The sequence below is a fragment of the Ralstonia sp. 25mfcol4.1 genome (assembly GCF_900104095.1).
In the GTDB taxonomy this organism is placed as follows: Bacteria; Pseudomonadota; Gammaproteobacteria; order Burkholderiales; family Burkholderiaceae; genus Cupriavidus.
Map to the genome: position 1 here is coordinate 45,830 of NZ_FNJO01000004.1, position 25,028 is coordinate 70,857.

Annotated in this window: 25 protein-coding genes and 1 pseudogene; 12 read left to right on the forward strand and 14 right to left on the reverse strand. The window is 69.5% G+C overall.

Going from position 1 to position 25,028, the window contains the following annotated elements; genetic code table 11:
- Positions 1 to 68: 68 nt before the first annotated feature.
- From BLQ58_RS08785 to BLQ58_RS08800, 4 genes are all read right to left on the reverse strand, one after another.
- On the reverse strand, positions 69 to 1,376 hold the full coding sequence (locus tag BLQ58_RS08785) for an ATP-binding protein (RefSeq protein ID WP_092597315.1): 1,308 nt from the start codon (positions 1,374 to 1,376) through the stop codon (positions 69 to 71).
- Positions 1,376 to 2,089, reverse strand: a complete 714-nt coding sequence (locus BLQ58_RS08790; protein WP_092596623.1) for a response regulator — start codon at positions 2,087 to 2,089, stop codon at positions 1,376 to 1,378. Before BLQ58_RS08790 ends, BLQ58_RS08785 begins: the two co-directional genes overlap by 1 nt.
- A 63-nt stretch (positions 2,090 to 2,152) precedes the next feature.
- Positions 2,153 to 2,452, reverse strand: a complete 300-nt coding sequence (locus BLQ58_RS08795; RefSeq protein ID WP_092596626.1) for an EF-hand domain-containing protein — start codon at positions 2,450 to 2,452, stop codon at positions 2,153 to 2,155.
- A gap of 79 nt (positions 2,453 to 2,531) precedes the next feature.
- Entirely contained in the window at positions 2,532 to 3,455 is a 924-nt protein-coding gene (locus tag BLQ58_RS08800) for a hypothetical protein (RefSeq protein WP_092596629.1), read from the reverse strand.
- A 240-nt stretch (positions 3,456 to 3,695) separates the two neighbouring features.
- Here BLQ58_RS08800 and BLQ58_RS08805 point away from each other — a divergent pair, with 240 nt between their 5' ends.
- Entirely contained in the window at positions 3,696 to 4,622 is a 927-nt protein-coding gene (locus tag BLQ58_RS08805; protein ID WP_092597318.1) for a LysR family transcriptional regulator, read from the forward strand.
- A 12-nt stretch (positions 4,623 to 4,634) separates the two neighbouring features.
- On the opposite strand, the gene madM is transcribed toward BLQ58_RS08805, so the two are convergent.
- Together madM and madL are read right to left on the reverse strand one after the other, a co-directional pair.
- Positions 4,635 to 5,417, reverse strand: a complete 783-nt coding sequence (madM, locus tag BLQ58_RS08810; RefSeq protein WP_175459870.1) for a malonate transporter subunit MadM — start codon at positions 5,415 to 5,417, stop codon at positions 4,635 to 4,637.
- Positions 5,418 to 5,431: 14 nt separating this feature from the next.
- Positions 5,432 to 5,827: a malonate transporter subunit MadL gene (madL, locus tag BLQ58_RS08815; protein ID WP_092596632.1), complete on the reverse strand. Its 396-nt coding sequence runs from the start codon at positions 5,825 to 5,827 to the stop codon at positions 5,432 to 5,434.
- A 258-nt stretch (positions 5,828 to 6,085) separates the two neighbouring features.
- On the opposite strand from madL, the gene mdcA reads away from it, so the two are divergent.
- Genes mdcA through mdcH form a run of 7 tightly spaced genes read left to right on the forward strand, consistent with a single transcriptional unit; the run spans position 6,086 to position 12,216 of the window.
- Complete coding sequence (gene mdcA, locus BLQ58_RS08820) at positions 6,086 to 7,744, forward strand: malonate decarboxylase subunit alpha (RefSeq protein ID WP_092596635.1); 1,659 nt, start codon at positions 6,086 to 6,088, stop codon at positions 7,742 to 7,744.
- Positions 7,744 to 8,658, forward strand: coding sequence for a triphosphoribosyl-dephospho-CoA synthase (locus BLQ58_RS08825; protein ID WP_092596638.1), 915 nt, complete (start codon positions 7,744 to 7,746; stop codon positions 8,656 to 8,658). Before mdcA ends, BLQ58_RS08825 begins: the two co-directional genes overlap by 1 nt.
- Positions 8,658 to 8,966, forward strand: a complete 309-nt coding sequence (locus tag BLQ58_RS08830) for a malonate decarboxylase subunit delta (protein ID WP_092596641.1) — start codon at positions 8,658 to 8,660, stop codon at positions 8,964 to 8,966. The genes BLQ58_RS08825 and BLQ58_RS08830 overlap by 1 nt, the downstream gene beginning before the upstream one ends.
- Positions 8,963 to 9,817, forward strand: a complete 855-nt coding sequence (locus BLQ58_RS08835; RefSeq protein ID WP_092596644.1) for a biotin-independent malonate decarboxylase subunit beta — start codon at positions 8,963 to 8,965, stop codon at positions 9,815 to 9,817. The genes BLQ58_RS08830 and BLQ58_RS08835 overlap by 4 nt, the downstream gene beginning before the upstream one ends.
- Positions 9,814 to 10,656 carry a biotin-independent malonate decarboxylase subunit gamma gene (mdcE, locus tag BLQ58_RS08840; RefSeq protein ID WP_217635980.1) on the forward strand — a complete coding sequence of 281 codons (843 nt, stop codon included), beginning with the start codon at positions 9,814 to 9,816 and terminating at the stop codon, positions 10,654 to 10,656. Before BLQ58_RS08835 ends, mdcE begins: the two co-directional genes overlap by 4 nt.
- 1 nt (position 10,657) lies before the next feature.
- Positions 10,658 to 11,308 (forward strand): malonate decarboxylase holo-ACP synthase, encoded by a 651-nt coding sequence (locus BLQ58_RS08845; RefSeq protein ID WP_092596647.1) that lies wholly within the window; start codon positions 10,658 to 10,660, stop codon positions 11,306 to 11,308.
- Entirely contained in the window at positions 11,293 to 12,216 is a 924-nt protein-coding gene (gene mdcH, locus BLQ58_RS08850) for a malonate decarboxylase subunit epsilon (protein WP_092596650.1), read from the forward strand. Before BLQ58_RS08845 ends, mdcH begins: the two co-directional genes overlap by 16 nt.
- A 27-nt stretch (positions 12,217 to 12,243) precedes the next feature.
- Here the strand turns inward: mdcH and BLQ58_RS08855 are convergent, their stop codons facing one another.
- Entirely contained in the window at positions 12,244 to 13,128 is an 885-nt protein-coding gene (locus tag BLQ58_RS08855; RefSeq protein WP_092596653.1) for a LysR family transcriptional regulator, read from the reverse strand.
- A 138-nt stretch (positions 13,129 to 13,266) separates the two neighbouring features.
- Between BLQ58_RS08855 and BLQ58_RS08860 the strand changes: the two genes are divergently transcribed.
- The 4 genes and pseudogenes from BLQ58_RS08860 to BLQ58_RS29665 all read left to right on the forward strand — a co-directional run bounded on the left by BLQ58_RS08860 (position 13,267) and on the right by BLQ58_RS29665 (position 16,555).
- Positions 13,267 to 14,400 carry a TauD/TfdA family dioxygenase gene (locus BLQ58_RS08860; RefSeq protein ID WP_092596656.1) on the forward strand — a complete coding sequence of 378 codons (1,134 nt, stop codon included), beginning with the start codon at positions 13,267 to 13,269 and terminating at the stop codon, positions 14,398 to 14,400.
- Positions 14,401 to 14,502: 102 nt separating this feature from the next.
- A complete protein-coding gene (locus BLQ58_RS08865) occupies positions 14,503 to 15,456 on the forward strand; it encodes a tripartite tricarboxylate transporter substrate binding protein (RefSeq protein ID WP_092596659.1) in 954 nt (317 codons plus the stop codon).
- A gap of 117 nt (positions 15,457 to 15,573) precedes the next feature.
- Positions 15,574 to 16,326: pseudogene (locus BLQ58_RS08870) on the forward strand (YoaK family protein); the annotation flags it as partial.
- A gap of 97 nt (positions 16,327 to 16,423) precedes the next feature.
- The gene (locus tag BLQ58_RS29665) at positions 16,424 to 16,555 is read left to right on the forward strand and encodes a hypothetical protein (protein WP_302847633.1); all 132 of its coding nucleotides are present in this window, start codon (positions 16,424 to 16,426) and stop codon (positions 16,553 to 16,555) included.
- Between the two features lie 27 nt (positions 16,556 to 16,582).
- On the opposite strand, the gene BLQ58_RS08875 is transcribed toward BLQ58_RS29665, so the two are convergent.
- From BLQ58_RS08875 to BLQ58_RS08905, 7 genes are all read right to left on the reverse strand, one after another.
- Entirely contained in the window at positions 16,583 to 17,413 is an 831-nt protein-coding gene (locus BLQ58_RS08875; RefSeq protein ID WP_092596665.1) for an IclR family transcriptional regulator, read from the reverse strand.
- A 4-nt stretch (positions 17,414 to 17,417) separates the two neighbouring features.
- On the reverse strand, positions 17,418 to 18,338 hold the full coding sequence (locus BLQ58_RS08880) for an alpha/beta fold hydrolase (RefSeq protein WP_092596668.1): 921 nt from the start codon (positions 18,336 to 18,338) through the stop codon (positions 17,418 to 17,420).
- Between the two features lie 18 nt (positions 18,339 to 18,356).
- A complete protein-coding gene (locus tag BLQ58_RS08885) occupies positions 18,357 to 20,477 on the reverse strand; it encodes an acetate--CoA ligase family protein (protein ID WP_175459871.1) in 2,121 nt (706 codons plus the stop codon).
- 5 nt (positions 20,478 to 20,482) lie between these two features.
- Complete coding sequence (locus BLQ58_RS08890) at positions 20,483 to 21,280, reverse strand: enoyl-CoA hydratase/isomerase family protein (protein WP_092596671.1); 798 nt, start codon at positions 21,278 to 21,280, stop codon at positions 20,483 to 20,485.
- A 43-nt stretch (positions 21,281 to 21,323) separates the two neighbouring features.
- A complete protein-coding gene (locus BLQ58_RS08895; protein ID WP_092597331.1) occupies positions 21,324 to 22,295 on the reverse strand; it encodes a tripartite tricarboxylate transporter substrate binding protein in 972 nt (323 codons plus the stop codon).
- A 181-nt stretch (positions 22,296 to 22,476) separates the two neighbouring features.
- Complete coding sequence (locus BLQ58_RS08900) at positions 22,477 to 23,952, reverse strand: amidase (RefSeq protein ID WP_092597334.1); 1,476 nt, start codon at positions 23,950 to 23,952, stop codon at positions 22,477 to 22,479.
- Between the two features lie 74 nt (positions 23,953 to 24,026).
- Positions 24,027 to 25,007, reverse strand: a complete 981-nt coding sequence (locus BLQ58_RS08905) for a Bug family tripartite tricarboxylate transporter substrate binding protein (protein ID WP_092596674.1) — start codon at positions 25,005 to 25,007, stop codon at positions 24,027 to 24,029.
- Positions 25,008 to 25,028 lie beyond the last annotated feature (21 nt).

A 25,028-nucleotide genomic window follows, 5' to 3' on the forward strand; every position in this document is an offset into this window, starting at 1 on the left:
CGGCGCCGGCAGACCCAGTATTGGACGAAGCCGCGCAACAGGCCAGGCGATAACTATTTCATTCCATGTCACGCGGGCAGCGACACCACCACCTCCAGCCCACCGCCGTCGCGCTCGCGGAACGACAGCGCGCCGCCGTGCAGCCGCGCGATGCGATCGACGATGGCCAGGCCCAGGCCCGTGCCGCCCTCGCCATGCGTATTGCTGCCCCGGCTGAACGGTGCGCGCAACGACTCCAGATCCGCCGCGCCCAGCCCCGTGCCGCGATCGCAGATCGCCACATGGGCCTGCCGGCCGTCCTGCCAGGTACGCACGAAAAGGCCCGTCTTGCCGTACTTGATCGCGTTCTGCATCAGGTTCATCAGCATGCGCAGCATGCTGGTCGGCCGATACACCACCGGGGGCAGCGGCCCCAGGTCGAGCTGGAATTCGTGCCCCAGACCCGCGAAATCGGCCGCGAGCTGGCTCACCAGCGCATTGAGGTCACCTGGCCGCGGCGCCTCTTTCTCGCCGCTACCGGCGTAGTCCATGAACTGCTGCAGGATCATGTCGATGTGATCGAGATACCCTTCCACGGACGCCACGAACGCGTCGTCGGTGCCGCGCGGCAACGTCATCGCCATGGCCAGGCGCAGCTTGGTCAGCGGCGTGCGGATGTCGTGCGAGACACCGGCCAGCATCAGCGCGCGCGTTTTCTCGGCCTGGCGCAATGCGTCGGTCATGTCGTTGAAGGCACGGCTGACCTCGGCGATTTCGGTGGGGCCGTTGGTCGGCAGGTCCTCGGGCATGTCGCCCGCATGAATGCGGTTGGCCGCGCGCGCCAGGTCCTGCAGCGGGCGGTTGAGATGGCGTTGCAGCAGGTAGCCGGTCAAGGCCGCCAGCAGACCGAGCGCCGCCGACAGCGCAATGGCGGCCGTGATGCCGCTGGCCTGTGCATCGGCCGTCATCGGCAACGCAATCCACGTGGGCGATCCGGCGGCATGCACCTGGATCCAGAGCCTTTCGTCGTCGTCGCCGCCCTGCCAGCGCACATCGGTATCGCGCGCCAGGTCGCGCCGCAATGCGCGCATGAACACGTCGCGCTGCCAGGTGCGGAACGGGTGGGTGGTGTCGGCGCCGGGCGGATCGTCGGGCGGCGGATCGGTCTGGCCGCCCATGCGCGCCACGGCCGCGTGGGCCTCGCCGGCGGGCATGGTGCCGAGCGCCCGGTCCATCAGCGTCACGTAGTGCGAAAACACGGCGGCGGCCCGCTCCACGCGCGGACGCTGCACGTAGTGCAGCAGCACGAACAGCGAACAGGCCTGCGTCAGGACGACCAGGATCACCAGCAGGACGATGTTGCGCGCCAGCAGCGAGCGCGGCAGCAAGCGCCGCATCATGCGTCCACGCCCGCCACCAGCATGTAGCCGACGCCCCAGACGGTCTTGATGAAGCGTGGCTTGGACGGATCTTCCTCGACGATCTGGCGCAGCCGCAGGATCTGCACGTCGATGCTGCGGTCCAGCGCGTCGTGGTCGCGGCCCCGGGCGCGCGCCAGCAGGTTCTCACGGCTGACCGCACGGTTGGGCGACGACCCGAGCGCGTGCAGCAACAGCATCTGGGCCGAGTGAACTTCCACGGGCGCCCCGCCGCGCGTCAGCGTCTGCTTGCCGACATCGAAGCGGAATTCGCCAAAACTCAGTGTCTGGCAGGTCACCGTGGGGTCGCCGGCAGCGATCTTCTGGCGCCGCAGCAGCGCGCGGATGCGCGCCACCAGTTCATCGGGCAGGAACGGCTTGGCCAGGTAGTCGTCGGCACCGGTATCCAGGCCGACCACGCGGTCGGCCGGGTCGCCCCTGGCCGTCAGCATCAGGATGGGCAGCGTCTGGCCTTCGGCCCGCAGCCGGCGGCAGATCGTGAGCCCGTCCTCGGGCTCCATCATCAGGTCCAGCACCAGCAGGTCATAGGGCTCGCGCTGCAGGTAGCGGTTGAGTTGCTTGCCATCGGCCACGGCGCGCACCTGGAAGCCATGGCCGGTCAGAAAACGCTGCAGCATGTTGCGCAGCTCGGCCTCGTCGTCGAGCACGATGATGCGGTGTCCCTGGTCCATGCCGTGCCTCCGGTTCTTATGCTTCCGAACTCCTGGACTGACCTGCCGCCCGGGCAATGCCCCTCAACGCGACCGCATGCGCTGGGCCATGAACGCCTCGATCTGCGGCAGCGTCAGGTAGCCCGCGTGGTGCGTGTCCATCTCGTCGAAGTGCCGCGCCACCATCGGCATCCCCGCCTGCGCCTGAGCGCGCGTCAGTTTGCCGTCCCGCGTGGTGTTGGCGTTGGCGAAGCGGGTCTGCAGTTGAGACAGCACCTGCTCGGTGCGTGCCATGCGGTCTTCACCGCCGCCGCCCGCTAGGCCTTGCGCGCTGGCCCCTGCAGAAACAATACACAAGATCATTACCGTGATCATCTTCTTCATGATGCAACTCCGTTGGTTTGCCGGCGTCTGGCGTGCTGCCCTGACCGGCGAGGTTGAAATCGTTGCGGCAATCGCCCGGTCAGGCGTAGTGCGCCGGCACCCAGACGCGGCCGACCCAGTGGCCCGGCACCAGCACGGCCACCCGGGCCGGCGCCACATAGACCGGCAGCGGGGCCACCACGACGGGCGCCACGCGCACCGGCGGGGGCGGCGTGACTACCACGGGCGGCGGCACCATCACGGGAGGCGGCGGCAGGACAGCCGGCGCCGGGGCCACGACTGCCACAGGTGCGGGCGGGGGCACTACCACCGGCACCGGCGCCACGACCACCGGCGGGGGCGGCGGCACATAGATCGGGGTCGCACCCACTACTACGGCCGTGCTGCCGGTGCTGACCGTCGCCCCGTGGTAGACGGTGGCGCCGCCGCCGGTCGTCACCACGCCCGGCGCCACGCGCGTGGCGTTGCCTGAATGGGTGACGCTGCCGCCATAGCTGTTGCTGACGGTGCCGGACCGATCGCACGTGCTGCCAGCGCAGTTCGTCCCCGCCGCGTGATTCCAGCTGTTGCCATTGCCGCCCGTCACGGTGCCCGACGAGCTGTACTGCCCGGGGCCGTCGCGCGTGATGCTGCCATTGGTGCTGGCCGTGCGGCCGTTCGAGCCGGTCATATCGCCGGTATGGTCACAGGTGCCGCCCGCGCAGCTGGTGCTGCCGTCGTGCTGCACCGAGCGGCCGTTCGGTCCCACCGCCGTGCCGGCATTCGAGAACTGGCCCGGTGCGTTGCGCGTCACGGTGCCGGTGTTGGCGGCCGTCCGGCCCCAGAGGCCCACGGCGCCGCCGGCATGCGAGCAGCTGCCGCCGCCGCAGGACATGGCATGGCCGCCGCTGAACTCGCCGCGTGGCGTATAGGCATTGAAGTGACCACCGCTCCAGGCGAAGGCCGAAGCATGGGCAAGCAGCATCAGCGATCCGGCGGCGGCAATGAGGAGGCGTTTGGCCATGGTGTTTCCTCTCGGTTCGTTTCGTTTGACGCGTGGTGGTGCGTCGACGGGCTGAACTCTAGGAGGCGGATTGCTGGCTGTCGCCCTGCCATTCATGTCGGGATATGTCACGCCGGGCTGGTGTAACCGGGCGACATGATTGGCCGGCGGAAGCTGTCCGGCGCGTGCGCCATGCACATCGCCGGCCCGGTGTGCGATCATCGTGGCCTGTCCCGACTTCCGTCCCGCCGCCCCCAGACCATGCCCGAACGCATCAGCGAAGACATCACGTTCCGCAAGCTCGAAGCGTTGCTCGCGTTCATGGACACGGGCAACCTGGCCAAGGCGGCCGAGGTGCTGGAAGTGAGCACCGTCAGCGTGCACCGGGCCCTGCACTCACTGGAGGAAGGGTTGCGCTGCGCGCTGTTCCGCCACGAGGGCCGCAACCTGTTGCCCACCGAGGCGGCCCACGTGCTGGCCGATGTGGCGCGCGACGTGCTCAAGACCATGGCCGACGGCGTACGCGTGACGCGCGAGGCCGCCGGCTATTCGGCCGACCAGCTCAAGATCGGCTCGCTCTATTCGCTGACGATCCGGACGGTGCCTCAGGTGGTGATCGGCATCAAGATGCGCCGCCCCGAACTGCAGACCGAACTGGTGCTGGGCTCCAACGCCGACCTGCTCGACAAGCTGCGCCAGGGCACGATCGACGCCACGCTGATGGGCCTGCCCGAGCCCAGTGCCGAGATCGAGTCGATCCCGATGTTCGAGGACGATATCTTCTTTGCCACGCCGGCCGACTCGCACTACGCGAAGCTGCCCGCCGTGGACCTGCGCCTGTGCCGCGACGAGCCGTTCGTGTCGCTGGGTGACGGTTTCGTGACATCGAGCGGCTTTGCCGAGGCCTTCCGCATTGCCGACTTCACGCCCAACGTGGTGATGAAGGTGGGCGACATTTTCTCGCTGATGAACCTCGTGGGCGGCGGCATCGGCTACTCGCTGCTGCCGGGCCGCGTGCGCGACGTGTTCGCGCGCAACGTGGCCTTCGTGCCGCTGACGGCCGACTACGGCATGAAGCAGACCATCGGGCTCAGCTTCCTGCGCCGTCGCGAGCGCGACCCGAACCTGCTGGCGCTGGCCGCCGTCTGCCGCATGCTGACGCAGTCGGGCGGCCGCGCGCCCTGCTGATCGCTCCCGGGATCAGCCTCCCACGATCGCCTTGGTGGCCAGGTACAGCACCGATGGCCCCAGCAGGCAGCCCAGCCCCGTGTGGAACGTGGCCACCAGCGCGCCATAGGGCACCAGCCGGCGGTCCGTGGCGGCCAGTCCGGCCGATACCCCGCTGACGGTGCCGGCCAGCCCGCCGAACACCATGGCGGCGCGCGGATTGTTCAGGCCCAGGAAACCGGCCGCGAACGGCGTGCCGACCATCACGATGATGGCCTTGATCAGCCCGGTGGCAATCGACAGCGCAATCACGTCGGAACTGGCGCCAAGCGCCGCACCGGTCACGGGGCCCACGATATAGGTCACCGCGCCCGCGCCGATGGTGGTCATGCTGACGGCGTCGCTATAACCAAACGCCCGCGCCACCAGCGCGCCGACGATGAATGGCACCACGGTGCCCAGCAGCAGCGACACGGCGCCCACCATGCCCGCCTTGCGCGCCTCGCGCACCTGCACCTCGAAGGCCGTGGCGACGATGGCGAAGTCGCGCAGCATGGCGCCGCCCATCAGGCCGATGCCCGAGAACAGCGCAAAATCGGCCAGCCCCTTTTCCTTGCCGGTGACCACGCCACCGTAATAGGCCAGCCCCAGGCCGATCATGATGGCAATGGCCGACGCATGCAGGCGCCCTTTCGTCAGCCGCCTTGAAATCTGCGAAGACACCCACATCACGATGCCGACCGTGGCGAAGGCGGTCACCAGGCCGTTGTGGAGCAGGACGTTGTCGAACATCATGGCCGGAGCAGCGATAGTCATGGCGGTCTCCTGGCTTATTGCGAAACGGCTTCGGCGGGCAGCGGCGGCAGCGGCTCGTGATCGCCGGTGCGGCTGAGCAGGGCGATCAGGCAGGCACAGGCGCCCACCGCCAGGATGGCCGCCAGCACGGCCACCGGGCCGCCGCGCAGCGCGGCCACCACATTCTGCTGGGCCGCCATGGCCACCACCACGGGGATGTACATCGCGCCCCAGAAGCCCACGCCGGCCTCGGTCTCCCTGGGCATCAGCCCCCGGTCGTGCAGGTAGAGCCGGATGAATATCAGCAGCAGCATGGCGATGCCCACCCCGCCCACATTCGACTTGACGCCGATGGCGGCGCCTAGCAGGTCGCCCAGGTACAGGCCCACCAGGTGGCAGATGGCCAGTAGCGCGGTTCCGTAGATGATCATGGTTGTCTCCAGTTGGTGTTGTGAGCGCCGCATCCTCCGGGGTGGGGAGCGGACATTTGCAGACAACTCTAGGAACGGCGGCGCGCCGCATCAATCAACCAGCGGCGCATGATCGTTACGGTCCGGTTAATCGTGCCGTTACGGTGGCTTCAAGGGTTTAGTTACGCCCGCCGTAACGGTCCGTCGCCGACGTTGATTGTTCGCCCGCCGCCGCGTGGCCTATCTTTGCCGTAACGACCGCAGCACACCGGAGACGCCATGCTGAACCCGATACCGGAACGACAATGGGACACGCGCCGCACAGAGAAGCGGCGCCGCCAGGAGCTGGGCGCCAGGATCGCCACGGGCAAGGTGGTGCCCACCGGCGACATCGTGCGCTTTCTCGAAACCATCACGGCGCCGGGCGACCGCGTGGTGCTGGAGGGCAACAACCAGAAGCAGGCCGATTTCCTGTCGCGTGCGCTGGCCGAGGCCGATCCGTCGCGCGTGCATGACCTGCACATGATCATCCCGAGCGTGAGCCGGGTGGAACATCTGGACCTGTTCGAGCGCGGCATCGCCCGCAAGCTGGATTTCGCGTATGCGGGCGCCCAGAGCGTGCGGATCTCGCAGTTCCTGGAAGACGGGCTGCTCGAAGTGGGCGCCATCCATACCTATATCGAACTGTATTCGCGGCTCTATGTCGACCTGACGCCGCAGATCGTGCTCACGGCCGGCTACAAGGCCGACCGCGAGGGCAACCTGTACACCGGCCCCAGCACCGAGGATTCGCCGGCGCTGGTGGAAGCCGCCGCGTTCCGTGACGGCATCGTGGTCGCCCAGGTCAACGAGATCGTCGATGACCCGGCCGACCTGCCGCGCGTGGACATCCCGGGCTCCTGGATCGACTACGTGGTGCAGTCCGACAAGCCGTTCTTCTGCGAGCCGCTGTTCACGCGCGACCCGCGCCTGATCAAGCCGGTACACATCCTGATGGCGATGATGGCGATTCGCGGCATCTACGAGCGCCACAACGTCCAGTCGCTGAACCACGGCATCGGCTTCAACACCGCCGCCATCGAGCTGATCCTGCCCACCTACGGCGAGCAGCTGGGCCTGAAGGGCAAGATCTGCAAGTACTGGACGCTGAACCCGCACCCGACGTTGATCCCGGCCATCGAATCGGGCTGGGTGGAAAGCGTGCACAGCTTTGGCAGCGAACTGGGCATGGAAGACTACGTGGCCGCGCGCCCCGACGTGTTCTTCACCGGCCGCGACGGCAGCATGCGCTCGAACCGCGCGCTGTGCCAGCTGGCCGGCCAGTACGCGGTGGACCTTTTCATCGGCTCCACGCTGCAGATCGACGGCGACGGCCATTCGTCGACGGTCACACGCGGCCGGCTGTCCGGCTTCGGCGGCGCGCCCAACATGGGCCACAACCCCGGCGGCCGCCGCCACGCCACGCCCGCCTGGCTGGACCTGATCGAAACCGACGACCCGCTGGCCCGGGGCCGCAAGCTTGTGGTGCAGATGGTGGAAACATTCCAGGCCGGCGGCAAGCCGACCTTCGTGGAATCGATGGATGCGGTGCAGGTGGCCAAGGACAGCGGCATGCCGCTGGCACCGGTCATGATCTACGGCGACGACGTCACGCACGTGCTGACCGAGGAAGGCATCGCCTACCTGTACAAGGCGCGCTCGCTGGAAGAGCGGCGCCGCATGATTGCCGCCGTGGCCGGCGTCACGCCGATCGGCATGCGTCACGATCCGGCCACCACGCGCCAGATGCGCAGCGACGGCCTGATCGCGCTGCCCGAAGACCTGGGCGTGCATCGTGCGCAGGCCACGCGCTCGCTGCTGGCCGCACGCAGCATGGCCGACCTGGTGGAATGGTCGGGCGGCCTCTACAACCCGCCGGCCCGCTTCAGGAGCTGGTGATGGCTGCGGTGCTTGCCCCCCTCGCTCCGACCATATATCGCGACGTCGCGCCGTCCGGCCTGGCCGGCGCCCTCGGCAGCCTGGCTGTCGCCGTGCTGGTGGACGAAGCCACGCTGGCGCCCAAGCCCGGCCTGGTGGACGCGCGCGGCAACGGCGCCCATGCCGACATGTCGCTGTCGCTGATGATCGCCTCGGCGCACAGCCTGGGCGACAGCTTCGTGGCCATGGCCCTGGCCGGGCAGCAGGCGCGCCGCATCGACGTGGCGCTGCGCGAGCGGCTTGGCGTACTGGGCCGCGATGCCGAATCCGCCATGCTGCGCGCCACAGGCGGCGTGAACACGCATCGCGGCGCGATCTGGGCGCTGGGCCTCCTGGCCGGTGCGGCCGGCTGGCTTGGCAAGATGCGTGGCGCCGTGCCCAACGCGCAGGCCATCGCCCAGATGGCCGCGGTCATCGCCCGCCTGCCCGATCGCCATCGTCCGGTCCACACCGGCAACAAGGGCGAACTGGCACGTGCCGCCTACGGCGTGGGCGGCGCGCGCGAACAGGCCGAGGCCGGCTTTCCGCACGTGACGGGCATCGGCCTGCCGGCGCTGCGCGAGGCCCGGGCGCGCGGCGACGCCGAGCCCACGGCGCAGGTCAACGCACTGCTGGCCATCATGGCGCGGCTCGACGACACCTGCGTGCTGGCGCGTGCCGGCCGCACCGGACTGGCCGACGTGCAGGCCGGCGCCGAGGCGGTGCTCGACGCCGGCGGCATTGGCACGCTGGCCGGACGCCGGCGGCTGCACGACCTCGAAGCGACGATGCACGCACGCCATGCATCGCCGGGCGGCAGCGCCGACCTGCTGGCCGCCACCCTCTTTCTTGATCGGCTTGGCGGGCTTTCGGCCGCGCCATCTGGAGAACACTGATGGAACAGCTCCGTTTCGAATACGCTGCAGGCGCCCCCGCCTCGCACCGCGTGCTGGTGGGCGTGGTCGGGTCTGGCGACCTGGAAGTCATCATCGAACCCGGTGAAGCCGGCAAGACCCTGATCGATGTGACCACGTCGATCAACGGATACGGCCGCGTCTGGGATGCCCAGCTCAACCGCGTGTTCAGCGCCGAGCCCCGCGCGGCAATGAAGATCCGCATTCACGACTTCGGCGCCACGCCCGGCGTGGTGGGCATGCGCCTGGCCGAGGCGTTCGAAGCCCTCGACGGCAAGGAGCCGACATGACCCGCGCCGCCCTGCTCTCCCGCGAAAGCTTTGTCGAACTCGGCGCACGCGAACGCGCCCGCGCCCTGCTGGACCCCGGCACCTTCCGCGAACTGGCGGGCCCGTTCGATGGCCTGACCTCGCCGTGGCTGGAACGCCAGGGCGTCGTGCCGCAAGGCGACGACGGCGTGATCGTCGCCAAGGGCAGGATCGACGGCCAGCCCGCCGTGGTCCTGGCCATCGAAGGTGCGTTCCAGGGCGGCAGCATGGGCGAAGTGGGCGGCGCCAAGATTGCCGGCGCTCTGGAACTGGCCGCCGACGACAACCGCCGCGGCGTGCCCACGCGTGCCGTCATCCTGTTCGAAACCGGCGGCGTGCGCCTGCAGGAGGCCAACCTGGGGCTGGCCGCGATTGCCGAGATCCATGCCGGCATCGTCGACCTGCGCCGCTACCAGCCCGTCATCGGCGTGATCGCGGGCCAGGTGGGCTGCTTCGGGGGCATGTCGATTGCCGCCGGCCTGTGCAGCGCCCTGGTCGTCACGCGCGAGGCGCGCCTGGGCCTGAACGGTCCGGCCGTGATCGAACAGGAGGCCGGCGTGGGCGAATACGATTCGCGCGACCGCCCGTTCATCTGGGGCCTGACCGGCGGCGAGCAACGCCACGCCACGGGCCTGGCCGACCGCTATGTCGACGACGACGCAGCCGCGATCCGCGACGTGGTGGCCGAACTGGTCACCGCGCCCGTGCCGGACACCGCGCGCAGCGAACGCTACGCCGACTATCTGCACCGCCTCGCCGCCTACACCGCAGGCGACACCGTCCATCAACCGGACCCGGCCACCGTGCGCCGCCTCTATGGAGACCGTCAATGAGCGCCACGCCCATGCAATCCGCACCCCGCGCCACGAGCCGGGGCGACACCTGGCTGGCCGCCCTGGGCGGCAACGCCGCGCGACTGCCCGGCTATCCGGCGTCGGTCCAGGTGGCCGACGTGGAGGTCTCCGGCCGCGCCGCGCGCCTGATCGCGGTGGTGCCCGATGCCACCAGCCCCTTCCCGCGCGCCCGGCAGGGCGAGGTAGGGCTGCTCGAAGGCTGGTCGCTGGCGCGCGCCGTGCATGACGCCGTGGCCGCCGACCGCGATCGTCCGGTCAAGCGCGCCATCGTCGCGATCGTCGACACACCCAGCCAGGCCTATGGCCGCCGCGAGGAAGCGTTCGGGATCCACCAGGCCCTGGCCAGCGCGGCCGCTGCCTATGCCACGGCGCGGCTGCAAGGGCATCCCGTGATTGCGCTGCTGGTGGGCAAGGCGATGTCGGGGGCTTTCCTGGCGCACGGCTACCAGGCCAACCGCATCCTGGCGCTGCACGATCCGGGCGTACAGGTCCACGCGATGGGCAAGGAAGCCGCCGCGCGCATCACGCTGCGCAGTGTCGAAGACCTGGAGGCGTTTGCCGCCACCGTACCGCCGATGGCCTACGACCTCGACAACTACGCCACGCTGGGCCTGCTCTGGCGCACCATCGCCGTGCAGGACGCCGCCGCGCCCACCGCGCAGGACCTGGCCGCCGTGCAGGGCCAGCTTGCCGAGGCACTGGCCGACATCGATGCCGACCCGCAGCGCAACCTGCGCAGCCGCCTTCAGGGCGAAAACCGCGGCGCCACGCGTCGGGCCCGCGCATTGCTGGCCAGCCAGTGGCAGGGCAAGGACTGACATGCACGTCCGGCCGCACGACCTGATCTGGCTGCGCGATCCCGCGGCGTTCATCGCCGAGGGATCGCTGCCGGACTGGGCCGATGCGCACTGGCTGGCGCAGGCGCCGCTGGTGGTGCGGCGCGACCGCGACACGTCCGGGAGCATCCCGGCGCGCATTCCGGTCGGTGTGCGGGGCCGCACCCGCGCGCAGCGGCACGCCGGGTGGATCGATGCCGACCAGTGCGCCACGGTGGTCTCGCCCTTCGACATCGCCCGTGAAGGCTTCTGGCGCCTGCATCCGCGCCGCGACGAGATTCCGGCGCTGCACGCGCTGGATACGCTCGCCCGGCAGCTCGGCGCATTGCCGCCACCGTGGGGCGTGACGGGCGCCGTCGGCTTTACGCTGGCCTCCGGCATCGACGTGCTGCACACCGGCAGCGATATCGACCTGCTGCTGGACGCCCCCGAACCGCTATCGCCCGCCACGCTGGCGGCGCTGCAATCGCTGATCGAAACCGATGCCGTGCGGCTCGACATCCAGGTGGCCACGCCGCACGGCGCCTTTGCGCTGCGCGAGCGGCTGCGTACCGGGGGCCGCGTGCTGCTGAAGACCGACACCGGCCCCGTGCTCTGCGACGATCCCTGGCGCGCGCCATGCCGACGCTGCTGACGTTCCCCGGTCAGGGCGCCCAGCGCCCCGGCATGCTCCATGCGCTGTCCGATCATCCGGCCGTGGCACGCACGCTGGCCGAAGCCAGCGACGTGCTGGGCGCGGATATCCTGCTGCACGACAACGCCGCGCATCTGGCGTCGACGGTATCGGTCCAGCTTTGCCTGCTGGTCGCGGGCGTGGCCAGCGCCCGCGCCCTGCTCGACGATGGCGCCGAGGCCCACGCCGTGGCCGGGCTGTCGATTGGCGCCTACGCGGCAGCGGTCACGGCCGGCGTGCTGCCATTTGCCGACGCAGTACGGCTGGTTGCACAGCGCGGCAGGCTGATGGAGGCCGCCTACCCGTCGGGCTATGGCATGACCGCGATCCTGGGGCTGGAACAAGGGCCGCTGGAGGCCGTGGTCGCCGATGTGCATCGGCCCGGCATGCCGGTCTATATCGCCAACTACAATGCCGACACCCAGCTGGTCGTCGCCGGATCGGATGCGGCCATGGCCCGAGTGGCCGATCTGGCATTGGCGGCAGGCGCGCGCACGGCGCAGCGGGTAGCCATCGCGGTGCCGTCGCATTGCGCGTTGCTGGACGATGCCGCGGCGACGCTGCAGCGGGCCTTTGCGGACATCCAGTGCCGCCGGCCGACCCTGCGCTACTTCAGCGCCAGCGCGGCGCGTGAACTGCGCGACCCGGCCCGTATTGCCGAAGACCTGGCACGCAACATGGCGCTGCCGGTGCGCTGGCATGAAACGATGCTGCTGGCACGTGCCTGCGACATGCGGCTGGCGGTGGAAATGCCGCCCGGCAATGTGCTGACCCGGCTGTGCCAGCCGCTGTTTCCGCAAACGGTGGCACTGGCGGAAACCCGCGCGGACAGCGTACGGCTGCTGATGGCGCGCGAGGCAGCGGGCTGATCGTTGCTCCCCGCTCTCCAGCCTGTGCTACGAACGCGGCGTTTTCAGCGTGGCCTCGACGGCCTCGCGCAGCGCCTGAAGCAGCCGGCTGTCCTCGTCCGCCTTGCGCAGCACCAGCGACATCTGCAGCACCGGTGCGTCCGGTCCCAGGCGAATGCGGCGCACCGGGTAGCGGTCCACTACGGTGGGGTCCATCAGTTGCACCACCGACACCCCCAGGCCCGCGCTGACCATCGCCACGATGGCCGTCACGCTGTCGAATTCCATCGCGCTGCGCTTGTCCGGCAGCAGTCCGTGGACGTGGCGCGCCGCCATCGCGCCGGACACGGTGGCCCGGTCGTAGCGAATCCAGTCGTAGCGCGTCAGCAGTTCGGTCGGCGATTCGTTGTGGCTGCCGGCGTCGGGCGGCGCAATCAGCATCAGTTCGCGGGTCGCCACCGGATACCAGCGCAGGCTGGCCACGCGGCCCGATTCGGGGCGCGCCACCACCGCCGCGTCGAGCTGGCCGGCCTTGACCATCTCCATCAGGCCCGTGCTGCGGCCCCGCAGCGGCTTGACCGTCAGGCGCGGATAGCGTTCGCGCAGGTAGCGCAACGTACCGGGCAGCAACACCGGCTGCATCGATTCGATCACGCCGAGCCGCACCGCGCCTTCCACCGCCACGCTGGCCCGACGCCGCAGCGTGTTCAGGTGCCGCAGCCCGCCTTCCATCGACGCCGCCACCTCGCGCGCCAGCGCATTGGGCCGCACCTGCAGCCCGGAGCGATCGAACAGCGGCTGTCCCAGGTACTGCTCCAGCTGCTTCATCTGCATGCTGACCGCGCTCGGCGTCAGGTGCATGGTGGCCGCCGCCGCCGCGAACGACCCTTCCTCGATCACGGCCGCCAGCGTGGCGAAGGTCTCCAGCTTCATCAACATTCCTTATCAAGGACGTCAAACAACATCACTTTTTCTTGGTGCCCGGCAAGCATAGACTGGCATCACGACGTCGCGCAAGGCTGCACAGCCCCCGCTCAAACCCTGCCTGAACCGATAAAGAAGACGATACCGATGCCTGCACAACGCCCCCAAGCCTGGCTCGCCGCCGATGCCCAGCGCGATACCTCGTGGATCCTGCGCCTGACCGCCGCCGAGGTGGCCAGCTTCGATCACGCCCTTGCCCACGCCAAGGCCATCGGCAAGGCGCCGCTGGACATGAGCCGTGACGACTTCCCGCTCGACGAAGGCGCCCGCCAGGCGCTGGCGCGCGCCGTGGACATCACGCAGGGCCGCTGGGGCATGTGTCTGGTCAAGGGCTTCCCGGTCGATCGCTGGAGCGAGGACGATACCCGCCAGGCCTACTGGGGCATGGGTCTGCATATGGGCGTGGCCCGCACGCAGAACCGGGCCAGCGATTTCATGAACGATGTGCGCGACGTGGGCGCGGCCTACAAGACCACCAACGGCCGCGGCTACAACACCAACGCCGGGCTCGACTTCCATACCGATTCCGGCGACATCGTGGGCCTGATCTGCCGCCGCGCCGCCAAGTCAGGCGGCGAGAGCAAGGTGGTCAGCTCGATCGCCCTGCGCGACGCGGTGGCCCGGCGCCGCCCCGACCTGATCCCGGTACTGCAGCAGCCGTTTTACTACAGCTACCAGGGCGCGCAGGACCCGTCCCAGCCGCCCTACTACCCGTTGCCGATCCTGGGCAGCCACCCGACGGCCTTCGCGTTCCGCATCAACCGCAAGAACGTGGTGGCCGCGCAGCGCGACTTCGACGACGTGCCGCGCCTGACCCCCGCGCAGATCGAGGCCCTGGACCTGCTCGACACGTTGCTGACCGACCCTGAACTCTGCTTTGCCATGCAGCTCGAGCAGGGCGACATGCAGCTGCTGAACAACTACGTCACCGTGCATTCGCGCACCAATTTCGAGGACTACGAGGAATTCGACCGCAAGCGCCACCTGCTGCGCCTGTGGCTGGCCGTGCCCGGTTCGCAGCCGCTGCCCGACGACTGGGCCGTCTACTTCACCGACGTGCGCGCCGGCGCCGTGCGTGGCGGCCTGCGCGGCAGTGCCCGCAGCGCGGCCTTTGATACCTTCGAGCAACGCCAGGCCGCCACGTTGGGCATGCCGCTGATGCCCTGGCCGGCAAGCCCCGCTGACCGCGCCGCCGCCGGCACGGAGGCCACCACCGCCTGATATCGCGGAAGAGCCGGCCGGCGCCCTCCGGCCGTGACATACCCCCGGCACGGCGCCCGCCTGACGAGGCGCCGGCTTCATAAAGAGAAACGGAGACAACCCATGCAACGACGCGACTTTCTGGCGCTGCTCTCGGCGGCGCTGGTGTTGCCCCCCGACCTTCACGCCGCCCCGTCCGTGACCAAGCTGCTGGTCGGGGCCACGCCGGGCGGCGGCACCGACATCGTCGCCCGCTCGCTGGCGGCCGACCTGGAACAGCGCCTCAAGCATCCGTTCATCGTCGAGAACCGGGGTGGCGCGGCCGGCAACATCGCCGCCGTGGCGGTAGCCAAGGCCGAGCCCGACGGGGGCACGCTGCTGCTCAGCTACACCAGCCATGCCATCAATCCGGCCCTGTTCGAGAAGAAGCCGTTCGATCCGATCAAGGACTTCACGCCGATTTCGCTGATTGCCAGTTCCCCGCTGATCCTGGTGGCCCGCCCCGGCCTGGAGGCGAACAACGTGCGCGAGCTGATTGCGCTGGCCAAGGCCAGGCCCGGCAAGATCAGCCTGGCCGTGGCCGGCGTGGGCAGCGCCAACCACCTGGCAGGCGAGATGCTCAAGCATGAGGCCGGCGTCGATATCGTCAGCGTGCCCTACAAGGGTGCCGGCCCGGCGGTGGCCGACGTGGTGGGCAGCCAGGCCGACCTGCTGCTGGGCAACGTGGCCACCGTGCAGCCGCTGCTGCAGGCCGGCAAGATCAAGGGGTTGGGCGTCAGCTGCCCGCAGCGGCTGCCGGCGTTTCCGAACCTGGCGCCGATTGCCGATGTGATCCCGAATTTCGATTACCGGTCGTGGTACGGCCTGCTCGGGCCGGCCGGCATGGCGCCCGAAACGGTCAAGGAACTGGAAGCCGCAGCAGATGCCGCCGTGGCCTCGCCGGCCATGCGCAAGCGGCTGACCGGCGAGGGGCTCGACCCGGTCGGCAACAGCGCCGCGCAGTTCACGCAGTTCCTGCAGGGCGAGATCACGCGATGGGCCAAGGTGGTGTCGGTGACACACACGCGCCTGACCTGACGCCTGCGCTTGCCCCGCGCCTGTGTGCGCCGCGCAACTGCCCGTACTCGAGCGGGATGCACGCGCTGCCCTCGCGGTCGTATGATGGGGGCTTCCGTCGCCCCCGCCCTCGCCGCCATGCCACTCGGGTATCTGCGCAGTCTTACCGCCCACCGCCGCAACCCGGTATCGAACCGCCGGCTGGCACGGGTGCTCTGTTTCGTGGCCGGCGCCGCCAACGCGGGCGGCTTCCTGGCGGTCCATCAATACACTTCGCACATGTCAGGGGTGGTGTCTTCCATTGCCGACGAGCTGGTGCTGCATCGCTACGGCATGGTGCTCAACGGCATCGGCGCGCTGGCGTCGTTCATCGGTGGCGCGGCCTGCTCCGCCATGCTGATCCACTGGGCCCGCCGCGCGCGGCTGCGCAGCGAATACGCCATTCCGCTGCTGTTCGAGGCCTTGCTGCTGGTGGGCTTCGGCCTGCTCGGCACGCACCTGGACGACATGGAATGGCTGTTCGTGCCCGCCACGGTGATGCTGCTGTGCTTCATGATGGGGCTGCAGAATGCGCTGATCACCAAGCTGTCGAATGCGGAAATCCGCACCACCCACGTGACCGGCATGGTCACCGACATCGGCATCGAACTCGGCAAGCTGTGCTACTGGAATGGCCTGGCGCGGTCCGGCGCACCCGCCGGATCGCGCCCCGGTCCGCAGCCGGTCATGGCCGACCGTCAGAAGCTGCGGCTGCTGGCCGTGCTGGTGGGACTGTTCTTCCTCGGCGGGTTGGTCGGCGCGCAGGCCTTCAGCGCCATCGGCTATTCGGCCACCTTGCCGCTGGCGGCATTGCTGCTGGTCGTCGCAATCATGCCGGTGGCCGACGACGTGCTGACGCGCGCCCTGTTGCGCGCACACCGGCACCATCTGGTCAGGCGCGCGCGCCGCTGGGGCGCGCGACGCCAGTTCATCGGACCGCCGCCACCACGTGGAGACTGATCCGGTTCGCCAGGTGGCGCGGCGTGCCGCTGACTCGCTGGAAGACCTGCGGCTGGGTCCGGCGCAGTGCCGTGGCGGCAAGGCCAGCGAAGTGCGGCGCTGGGCAGCCGCGCCGCGATAAGGCCGCTTGTCGAAGAGGGCCGGGCCGCTAAAGCGGCTCGGATTGCGCGGTTTCCACGGCGACGCGGATGCCGGCGGCCAGCCGCATCAGCCGGGGCGCCAGTTCGGATGCCACTTCGGAGACCGACGCGCGGGTTGACAGGCTGACGTTCAGCACATGCACCGGATAGTGCTGAAGCGCCAGCGGCGCCGAAATGGCCACCACTTCGGGCTGCCAGCTGGCTGCGCACCAGCCGTGCCGGCGCACGTGCGCCACGGCGGCCTCGATCTCCGCGCGCAGCGCGGGCCAGTGTGCCGGGCGGCTCGATGCATGGCCGGAAGCATGACCGGAGAAATCCGCCATGCGCGCCACATATTCGGCCTCTGGCGCCACTGCCAGCCAGGCGCGCCCCAACGACGTCAGCGCCATCGGCACGCGCTGCCCCGCCACCACGCTGCGCAGCGACGCCTTGCGGCCATGACGGATGGATTCGAGGTACACCATTTCGTCGCGGTCGGCCATCGCCAGGCCCACGTTCAGATGTTCTGCCTGCGCCAGTTCACGCATCATCGGCGCGGCCAGTTGAAGGACCGTGGAGCCGCTGCGCATGGCGTGCGCGAGGCTCAGCACCGGCACGCCCAGCCGGTAGGCGCGCAGCGCCGGGTCGTACTGGAGAAAGCCGGTGTCGACCAGGCTCTGCGTCAGGCGGCTGACCGTGGAGCGCGCCAGGCCGGTGCGCTCGGCCAGTTCGCCGTTGCCCAGCACTTCCGAGCCCGGCCTGAACGCACGCAGTATCTCGATGCCGCGCTCCAGCGACCGGTTGGCCAGCAGGTTGGCCGGACGACCTCGCGCCCGGCGCTGCGCATCGGTTGCGTCCACGGATTCAGCTCGCCTGGCGTGCCAGCCAGTCCAGCAGCAAGGCATTGATCGCGTCGTGTGCCTCGTACTGGACCCAGTGTCCGGCGCCTTCGATCACCGCGCGGTGGCGATCCGGCCGGCCATCGACCAATGCCGCCAGCACGGCCGCCGGGTCGGCCGTCACATCGTGCTCGCCGTAGGCGATCAGCACGGCGCCACCGGCCCGAGCCCGGGACTGGGCCTGAAAGCAATCCAGCGCGGCGGCCAGGCCGCCCGCGCGCGAAATCTGCTTGCTGCGAAAACGCGTGTGCCGGCAAGACTCGGTGTAGGCCAGCAGCGCCAGCGCATCGATCTTGTCGGGGTCCGCGATCATGAACGCCGCCACGTTGTGACGCATCGCCTCGGTCAGCGCGGCGGCATCGCCCGCACGCCGCCAGTCCACCAGGTCGATGGTCTGGCGCCGCACGCCGCCGTGGCCACCCGGCCCCATCAGCGCCAGGCTACGCACGTTCGGCAGCGCACAGGACAGGCAGGACGCCGTCAACCCGCCAAAGGAAAAGCCCACCAGATCGACCGGCCCTTCCACCGGCAGTTGCGCGAAGCCGGCGGCCACGGTGGCCACCAGCGTCGCCATTTCGCCGTCGGCCGGATCGCCCGAGGCGCCAAAGCCAGGCAGGTCGGGCACCCAGACCGTATGCCGCGCGGCAAGCGCCTCGATATTGCGCGCCCAGTGCAGCCAGCTGCCGTGGCCGCCATGCACCAGCAGCACATGCGGCCCCGCGCCAAAGCGGCGCCAGACGATCCGGCAGCCGTCGACATCGGTGGAATGGATATGCCCCTGCTGCGTCAGCCGGTGCACGAACCCGGCCGCCCGGCGCACATCCGGCGCGCCTGCGGTTGCAATGGTGTCGATCGATTCCGCTTCACTGGCGGCCACTTCCGTCATCCTGCGCTCTCCTGTCCGTTACGCGCCGAGCACCGCCACGCCGTCCGCCGCGCGAACGCCCTGGCCCGCCGGCAGCACAAACACCGGGTTGATCTCGGCTTCCACCAGACGTGGCCCCAAGGCGGCCGCCATCCGCGAAAACGCCACGATAGCATCGACCAGCGCATCGACGTCGGCTTTCGGCCGTCCGCGATAGCCGTCGAGCAGCGGCCACGTCTTCAGTTCGCGCACCATCGACAGCGCCTCGGCAGGGCTCAGCCCGCCCGCCTTGGGCAGCAGTCGCAGCGTGGTGTCCTGGAACAGCTCGGCCGTGACGCCGCCCATGCCGAGCAGGATCGCCGTGCCCAATGCGTCACGATGGGTGCCCAGTATCAGTTCGACGCCGCCGCCGATCATCTCCTGCACCACGAAGCGATCGGGCGCGTGGCCGGTATGGCGGCACACGTCCCCGGTCATCGCGGCCAGCCGTGCGCCAATGGTCTCCGGCGTCACGTTGACGGCCACGCCGCCAACATCGCTCTTGTGCGTGATCGACGCCGAGAGGATCTTGAGTACCACGCGGCCGCCAAGGTCGCGTGCCGCCGCTTCGGCGCCGGCCGCATCGCTCACCACGATCTCGCGCACGCCGGGCACGCCAAAGCGCGCAAACAGCTGCTTGGCCGCGTGTTCGTCGAGCGATCCGGCCGGCAGGTCGCCCGGATCGACGTCCGCGTGCGCGACCCCGGCTGCGGCCGCCGGCCGCTCGCCGGCCGCCAGCATCGCTGCAAAGGCAACCGCGCAGCTTTCCGGCGCGCTGAAGGCCGGCACGCCGCGCTGGTTCAGCACCGCCGCCACCTGCGATGCATGCGGGCTGACGTAGGCCAGCACCGGCTTGTCGCTCTCGGGCAGGCAATCGTTGATGGCGTCGGCCATCAGGTCGGGCATGGCCAGTCCGGACGATCCGACGATGATGGTCACCGCGTCGTAGCTGGGGCTGGCCAGCAGCGCCCGAATGGCGCCACGAAGCAGATCCGGCTGCAGGCCAGCCAGCGTGACGTCGATCGGATTGCGGTCCAGCGCGGCGTGATCGCCCTTCTGCAGCGCGCGCAGCCTTTCGGCAGTTTGTTCGTCGGGCGCGGGCGTCTCGAAGCCCGACACGCCGAGGCTGTCGGATACCAGCGTGCCGGCACCGCCGGTAGACGTCAGCACGGCGATGCGCCGGCCGTGCAGCACGCGCCCCGTGGCCAGCGCCGCCGGGATGTCGATCAGGTCAGAAAACGTATGCGCACGGATCACGCCAACCTGGCGGAACAGTGCGTCGTACATGCGGTCGGCGCCGGCCATGGCCCCGGTGTGCGACACCGCCGCCCGCGCGCCAGCCTCTGAGCGTCCGATCTTGAACGCCACCACCGGCTTGCCGGCGGCGGCAGCCTTCAAGGCCGCCGCGCGGAATCGTTCGACGTTGCGCACGGTCTCCACGTAAAGCGCAATCACGCGTGTGGCGGGATCGTCGGCCAGGTAGTCGATGAAGTCGGCCAGTTCCAGATCGGCTTCATTGCTGGTCGATACCAGCTTCGACAGCCCGATGCCACGCGCCGCAGCACGCGACAGCAGCGCGCCCAGGATGCCGCCGCTCTGCGACACCACACCGATGCTGCCCGCCGGAAAGTGGTCCATGGCCAGCGCCCCGCTGGCCGACAGCGGAATGTTGTCGGTCAGGTTGACCAGCCCGATCGTGTTCGGCCCCAGCAGGCGCATGCTGCCGGCGGCCTCGATCAGTTCGGCCTGGCGCCGCGCGCCCACGTCGCCGGTCTCGGTATAACCGCTGGCCAGCACGATGGCCGCGCCGGTGCCGCGTTCGGCCAGTTCGCGCACGGCCTGGTGCGCGCGCTCGGCGCCCAGCAGCACGATGCCCACGTCCGGCACCTGGGGCAGCGAGCCGATATCGGGATAGCAGCGGATGCCGTCGATGGCCTCCACCTTCGGATTGACCGGATAGATCTCGCCGGCAAAGCCGTGGCGGGTCAGGTACGACACCGGGCGACCGGCGGTCTTGCCGGGATCGGCGGACGCGCCGATCACCGCCACGCTGCGCGGCGTGACGAGCCGGGCGATGGCATCGGTGGCGCCGATGGCGCCTGCGGAACGGTGTGCTGCCATGATGCTCAACCCTTGTTGGCGGTCTTGGCCAGGAACGCCAGGACCGATTCGCGATGCTCGCTGCTCGTGTAGCAGATGCCCTGTGCCTGGCTGCCCTGTGCAAAGACCTGGTCGGCCGTCAGTTCGAAGGTCTGGTTCAGGATCGACTTGCCCAGCGCCAGCGCCGTGGCCGCGCCTTGCGACATCTCCGCCGCCCAGGCCACCGCTTCATCGACCAGCGCCTCGGGCGACGTGCTGAGCCGGTCGGCGATGCCGAGCTGCAGGGCCTCGTCGGCCTCCACCTTGCGGCCGCCGAAAATCAGCTGCTTGGCATTGGCCAGACCCACGCGGCGCGGCAGGAAGTACATGCCGCCGCCATCGGGAATCAGGCCACGATGGATATAGGACCACGTGAAACTGGCGGCCGACGACGCGATCACCAGATCGCAGGCCATCGCCAGGTCGGCGCCCAGCCCGTTGGCGCCGCCGTTGACCGCGGCAATCACGGGCTTGGGCATGTTGTGCAGCAGGGCCACCGAATGATGCACGCGCTGCTGGCGCGTCCAGCCATTGAAGCCGACCTCGCCCGGGGGCGCATCCATGCGGCGCTGCATGCCGGCCACGTCGCCGCCCGCGCAGAAGCCCTTGCCGCTGCCGGTCAGCACCAGCGCGCGGATCTTGCGGTCGGCCGTCACGCGCTCCAGCGCGTCGATCAGTTCGGTGCGCATGTCGTCGCTGATGGCGTTGCGCTTGTCCGGGCGGTTCAGGGTCAGCACGGCCACGCCGTCGCGCACGTCGAGCTGGATCAGGGTGTATTGGGTCATGATGCGTTGCGAATGGGTTGCAGGGGATTTGATTCGAGGGCGATCAGTTCAGCGTGATGCGGGCGTCCTTGACGACCTTGCTCCAGCGGGCTTCCTCGCCATGCACGTAGCGGCCGAAGTCGTCCGGCGTGCCCGGACTGACGATCAGCCCTTCGGCGTCGGCGCGCTTGCGGAAGGCGTCGGCGGTGACGGCCTTCCTGGCGGCCGCGTTGAGCCGCGCCACCACGGCCGCCGGGGTGCCGGCCGGCGCGAACAGGCCATACCAGCTTTCGGCCGCGTAACCGGGGACGCCGCTTTCGGCGATGGTCGGCACCTTCGCCAGGTCGGGACTCGTGGAACGCTGCGAGGTGGTCACGCCCAGCGCCCGCAGCTTGCCGCCTTCCAGCAGGTTGCCCACGGCCGAGGCGGTGGCGAACATCATGTCCACCTGTCCGCCCAGCAGGTCAGTGATGGCCGGGCCGGCGCCCTTGTACGGAATGTGGTTCAGATCCACCTTGGCCAGGCTCTTGAACAGTTCGCAGGCCAGATGCGCCGAGGTGCCGGGGCCCTGCGACGCGAACGAGATCGCGCCCGGCCTGGCCCTGGCCGCGGCAATCACGTCGCGCACCGACTTGTACGGGCTGTCGGCGCGCACCACCAGCACATTGGGAGAACGGCCTACCAGCATCACCGGCGTGAACGCCTTCTCGGTGTCATAGGGCAGCTTGGGCTGCAGGCTCGGATTGACGGCGTGGGCGAACGTGGCCATCACCAGCGTGTAGCCATCGGCCGCGCTCTTGGCCACGTTGTCGGTACCGATGATGGTGCCGCCGCCCGGCTTGTTGTCGATCACCACGGGCTGGCCCAGGTCCTGCGCCATGGCCACGCCCATCGCACGCGCAATCAGGTCGGTGCCGCCGCCGGGCGAAAACGGCACGACGATGCGGATCGGCTTGTCAGGGTAGGCGGCGTGCGCCGGCGCGGAGATGGCGGCCAGCGAGGCCACTACGGCGAGAGGAAGAACCAGCGCGGCCATGCGGCGCGCGGCGCGGATTGCAGCGGTTGCCAAGGTTGTCTCCTGTCTGTGTTTTCGTATGACAGGAGGTTAGGCCGATGGCCGGCCCGGCGCAGCCGCTTAATTCCGCTGTATGGAAATAGATGATGGAGGACTTCCCTCTCCCCATGGGGTGCGGGAGAGGGCGACAGGCAACAAAGGTTTAAACCGCCGACGCTTCCTTGCCCTGCTTCACCCTGGCGTCGAGCACCGGCGGCGCGGTGACGATCGACGTCAGCGCGGGCTCGGCCGGCCTGAGCGCGGCCAGATCCGGCAGCGGGCGGCGCAGCGACGGAATGGCTGCGAATGCCTGCTCCATCGCGTAGGACACGCCCAGCGTCTCGTGGTCCTTGCGGAAACCGCCGACGACCTGCAGGCCGAACGGCATGCCCGCGTGATCGCGGCCGCACGGCAGCGACAGCGCCGGATGCGTGGTCAGCGTGACCACGTAGGTCAGCGACAGCCAGCGGTAGTAGTTTTCCTGGCGCACGCCGTTGATCGATTCGGCGTAAAGCGACGTCCACCGGAACGGCGACACCGGCGTGGTCGGCGACAGGATCACGTCGTAGTCGCGATACAACTGCTGGAACCGCTGCAGGATGCGCGTCTGTTCGGCCTGCGCCCACGCGCTGTCCACCAGCGACATGCGCGCGCCCATCTCGTAGTTGGCCCGCGTGTTCGGGCCCAGCTTCGACGGGTCACGCTCGTAGGCGTCGCGCATGCCGGCCACGAAGCTCTCCGCGCGCAGCACGTCGAAGCAGCGGTGCGCTTCGCCCAGGTCGATATCGATGGCCTCGCAGCTGCGGAACAGGTGGCGCATCGCGGCGATCTTCTCGCGGAACGTGCGGCGGATGCCGTCATCGACATCGCAGCAGCCAAAGTCTTCGGTGTACGCGACGCGCAGCCTGCCCAGGTCCACCGGCATCGGCGTCAGGAACGACAGCGGGTCGAGCGGATAGGTCAGCGGATCGCCCGCCGATACCCCGGCGGAGGCCGCCAGCTGCAGGCAGGCGTCGGCCACGGTGCGGCCCATCGGCCCCACCACCGAGATCGGCGTCCAGCCCAGCAGCTTGCGCGAACTCGGCACCACGCCCGGCGACGGCCGGAAGCCCACCACGCCGCACTTGGCGGCCGGGATGCGCAGCGACCCACCGGTGTCCGAGCCCGTGCAGACCGGCAGCAGGTCTGCCGCCAGCGCGGCAGCCGAGCCGCCCGACGATCCGCCGGCGTTGAGGTTCGGATTGAACGGATTGCCCGTGGCGCCCCACACGTCGTTGCGGGAATTGGCACCGGCGCCCATTTCCGGGATGTTGGTCTTGCCGGTCACGATGGCGCCCGCAGCGCGCAGGCGCGCCACCAGCACATTGTCTTCGGCCGGCACGTTGTCGCGATACAGCGGCGACCCGTAGGTCGTCAGCAGTCCGGCTGTGGCCTCCAGGTCCTTCACGCCCAGCGGCAGGCCGTGCAGCAGGCCCAGCGGCTTGCCATCGAGCACGGCGCGTTCGGCGGCGCGGGCTTCGTCGCGCGCGCGGTCGAAGCAGGTGGCGGTGACTGCGTTCAGGAACGGGTTCACCTGTTCGATCTGCGCGATGCAGGCGTCCAGCAGCTCGACCGGCGAAATTTCCTTGCTGCCGATCATGCGCCGCAACTCGGTGGCCGGGCGCGCCACCAGCGTCTTCTGTGCTTCGTTCACGACTGTCTCCAGAGACTGTCTCAATCGGCCGTAATGTTCGCACGCTGCGCGGTGGCGCGCATCAGCGGCAATTCCTTCGCAATCAATGCCGACACCGCCGCGCCGTTGCCGTCCAGCGGTTCGAAGCCCGCGTTGGTCAGCGCCTTGCGCGTTTCCGGTTCGGCCATCACTTCGGCCAGTGCCTTTTCCAGCTTCAGCTTCACGTCGGCCGGCAGGCCGCGCGGCGCCACCAGCGCCAGCCAGGTATCGGCGTCGATGCCGGGATAGCCGGCTTCGGCGGCCGTTGGCACGTCGGGCAGCAGCGTGGACCGCCTGGCGGTGGTCACGGCGATGGCCTTGACCTTGCCCGACTTCACCTGTGGGATCGCGGCGGCCACCGTATCCACCGTGAACGGGATCTGCCCGCCGATCAGGTCGGTCATGGCCGGCGCGCTGCCCTTGTACGGCACATGCAGCAGCTTCACGCCGGCCAGATTGAACAGCATCTCACCCGCGAACTGGGCCGTGGTGCCGGTGCCGAACGATCCGTACGTCAGCTTGCCCGGTTGCGCCTTGGCGGCGGCCACCAGCTGCTTCAGGTTGCTGACGGGCTGGTCCTTGTTGGCCAGCAGGATCAGGCCGGTGCGGCCCGCAAACCCGATCGGCTCGAAGCTCTTCACGGGGTCGTACGGCAGCTTGGCGTGGATGGCCGGGTTCACCGTGAACGTGGTGCCCGAGCTGGCCAGCAGCGTATAGCCGTCCGGCGCGGCCTTGGCAACGTAGCTGGCGCCGACGATGGTGCCTGCGCCGGGGCGGTTGTCGATCACGACGGTCTGGCCAAGCTTGTCGCCAAGCTTCTTGCCGACCAGGCGGCCGATCACGTCGGTGGCACCACCGGGCGGGAACGGAATCACAAGCTGGATCGGCTTGGACGGAAAGGTGTCCGCAAACGCCAGCGAGGCACCGGCTGCGAGGCTGCACGCGACAACGGCGTGGGCGATTCGGGAAGGCAAACGGGTCATGATGAAGCTCCGCAACGATGC

Coding starts and splice junctions, on each gene's coding strand:
- BLQ58_RS08785 (WP_092597315.1), bottom strand. CDS start 1,376: ATGCGGCGCTTGCTGCCGCGCTCGCTGCTGGCGCGCAACATCGTCCTG.
- BLQ58_RS08790 (WP_092596623.1), bottom strand. CDS start 2,089: ATGGACCAGGGACACCGCATCATCGTGCTCGACGACGAGGCCGAGCTG.
- BLQ58_RS08795 (WP_092596626.1), bottom strand. CDS start 2,452: ATGAAGAAGATGATCACGGTAATGATCTTGTGTATTGTTTCTGCAGGG.
- BLQ58_RS08800 (WP_092596629.1), bottom strand. CDS start 3,455: ATGGCCAAACGCCTCCTCATTGCCGCCGCCGGATCGCTGATGCTGCTT.
- BLQ58_RS08805 (WP_092597318.1), top strand. CDS start 3,696: ATGCCCGAACGCATCAGCGAAGACATCACGTTCCGCAAGCTCGAAGCG.
- madM (WP_175459870.1), bottom strand. CDS start 5,417: ATGACTATCGCTGCTCCGGCCATGATGTTCGACAACGTCCTGCTCCAC.
- madL (WP_092596632.1), bottom strand. CDS start 5,827: ATGATCATCTACGGAACCGCGCTACTGGCCATCTGCCACCTGGTGGGC.
- mdcA (WP_092596635.1), top strand. CDS start 6,086: ATGCTGAACCCGATACCGGAACGACAATGGGACACGCGCCGCACAGAG.
- BLQ58_RS08825 (WP_092596638.1), top strand. CDS start 7,744: ATGGCTGCGGTGCTTGCCCCCCTCGCTCCGACCATATATCGCGACGTC.
- BLQ58_RS08830 (WP_092596641.1), top strand. CDS start 8,658: ATGGAACAGCTCCGTTTCGAATACGCTGCAGGCGCCCCCGCCTCGCAC.
- BLQ58_RS08835 (WP_092596644.1), top strand. CDS start 8,963: ATGACCCGCGCCGCCCTGCTCTCCCGCGAAAGCTTTGTCGAACTCGGC.
- mdcE (WP_217635980.1), top strand. CDS start 9,814: ATGAGCGCCACGCCCATGCAATCCGCACCCCGCGCCACGAGCCGGGGC.
- BLQ58_RS08845 (WP_092596647.1), top strand. CDS start 10,658: ATGCACGTCCGGCCGCACGACCTGATCTGGCTGCGCGATCCCGCGGCG.
- mdcH (WP_092596650.1), top strand. CDS start 11,293: ATGCCGACGCTGCTGACGTTCCCCGGTCAGGGCGCCCAGCGCCCCGGC.
- BLQ58_RS08855 (WP_092596653.1), bottom strand. CDS start 13,128: ATGAAGCTGGAGACCTTCGCCACGCTGGCGGCCGTGATCGAGGAAGGG.
- BLQ58_RS08860 (WP_092596656.1), top strand. CDS start 13,267: ATGCCTGCACAACGCCCCCAAGCCTGGCTCGCCGCCGATGCCCAGCGC.
- BLQ58_RS08865 (WP_092596659.1), top strand. CDS start 14,503: ATGCAACGACGCGACTTTCTGGCGCTGCTCTCGGCGGCGCTGGTGTTG.
- BLQ58_RS08880 (WP_092596668.1), bottom strand. CDS start 18,338: ATGACGGAAGTGGCCGCCAGTGAAGCGGAATCGATCGACACCATTGCA.
- BLQ58_RS08885 (WP_175459871.1), bottom strand. CDS start 20,477: ATGGCAGCACACCGTTCCGCAGGCGCCATCGGCGCCACCGATGCCATC.
- BLQ58_RS08890 (WP_092596671.1), bottom strand. CDS start 21,280: ATGACCCAATACACCCTGATCCAGCTCGACGTGCGCGACGGCGTGGCC.
- BLQ58_RS08895 (WP_092597331.1), bottom strand. CDS start 22,295: ATGGCCGCGCTGGTTCTTCCTCTCGCCGTAGTGGCCTCGCTGGCCGCC.
- BLQ58_RS08900 (WP_092597334.1), bottom strand. CDS start 23,952: ATGATCGGCAGCAAGGAAATTTCGCCGGTCGAGCTGCTGGACGCCTGC.
- BLQ58_RS08905 (WP_092596674.1), bottom strand. CDS start 25,007: ATGACCCGTTTGCCTTCCCGAATCGCCCACGCCGTTGTCGCGTGCAGC.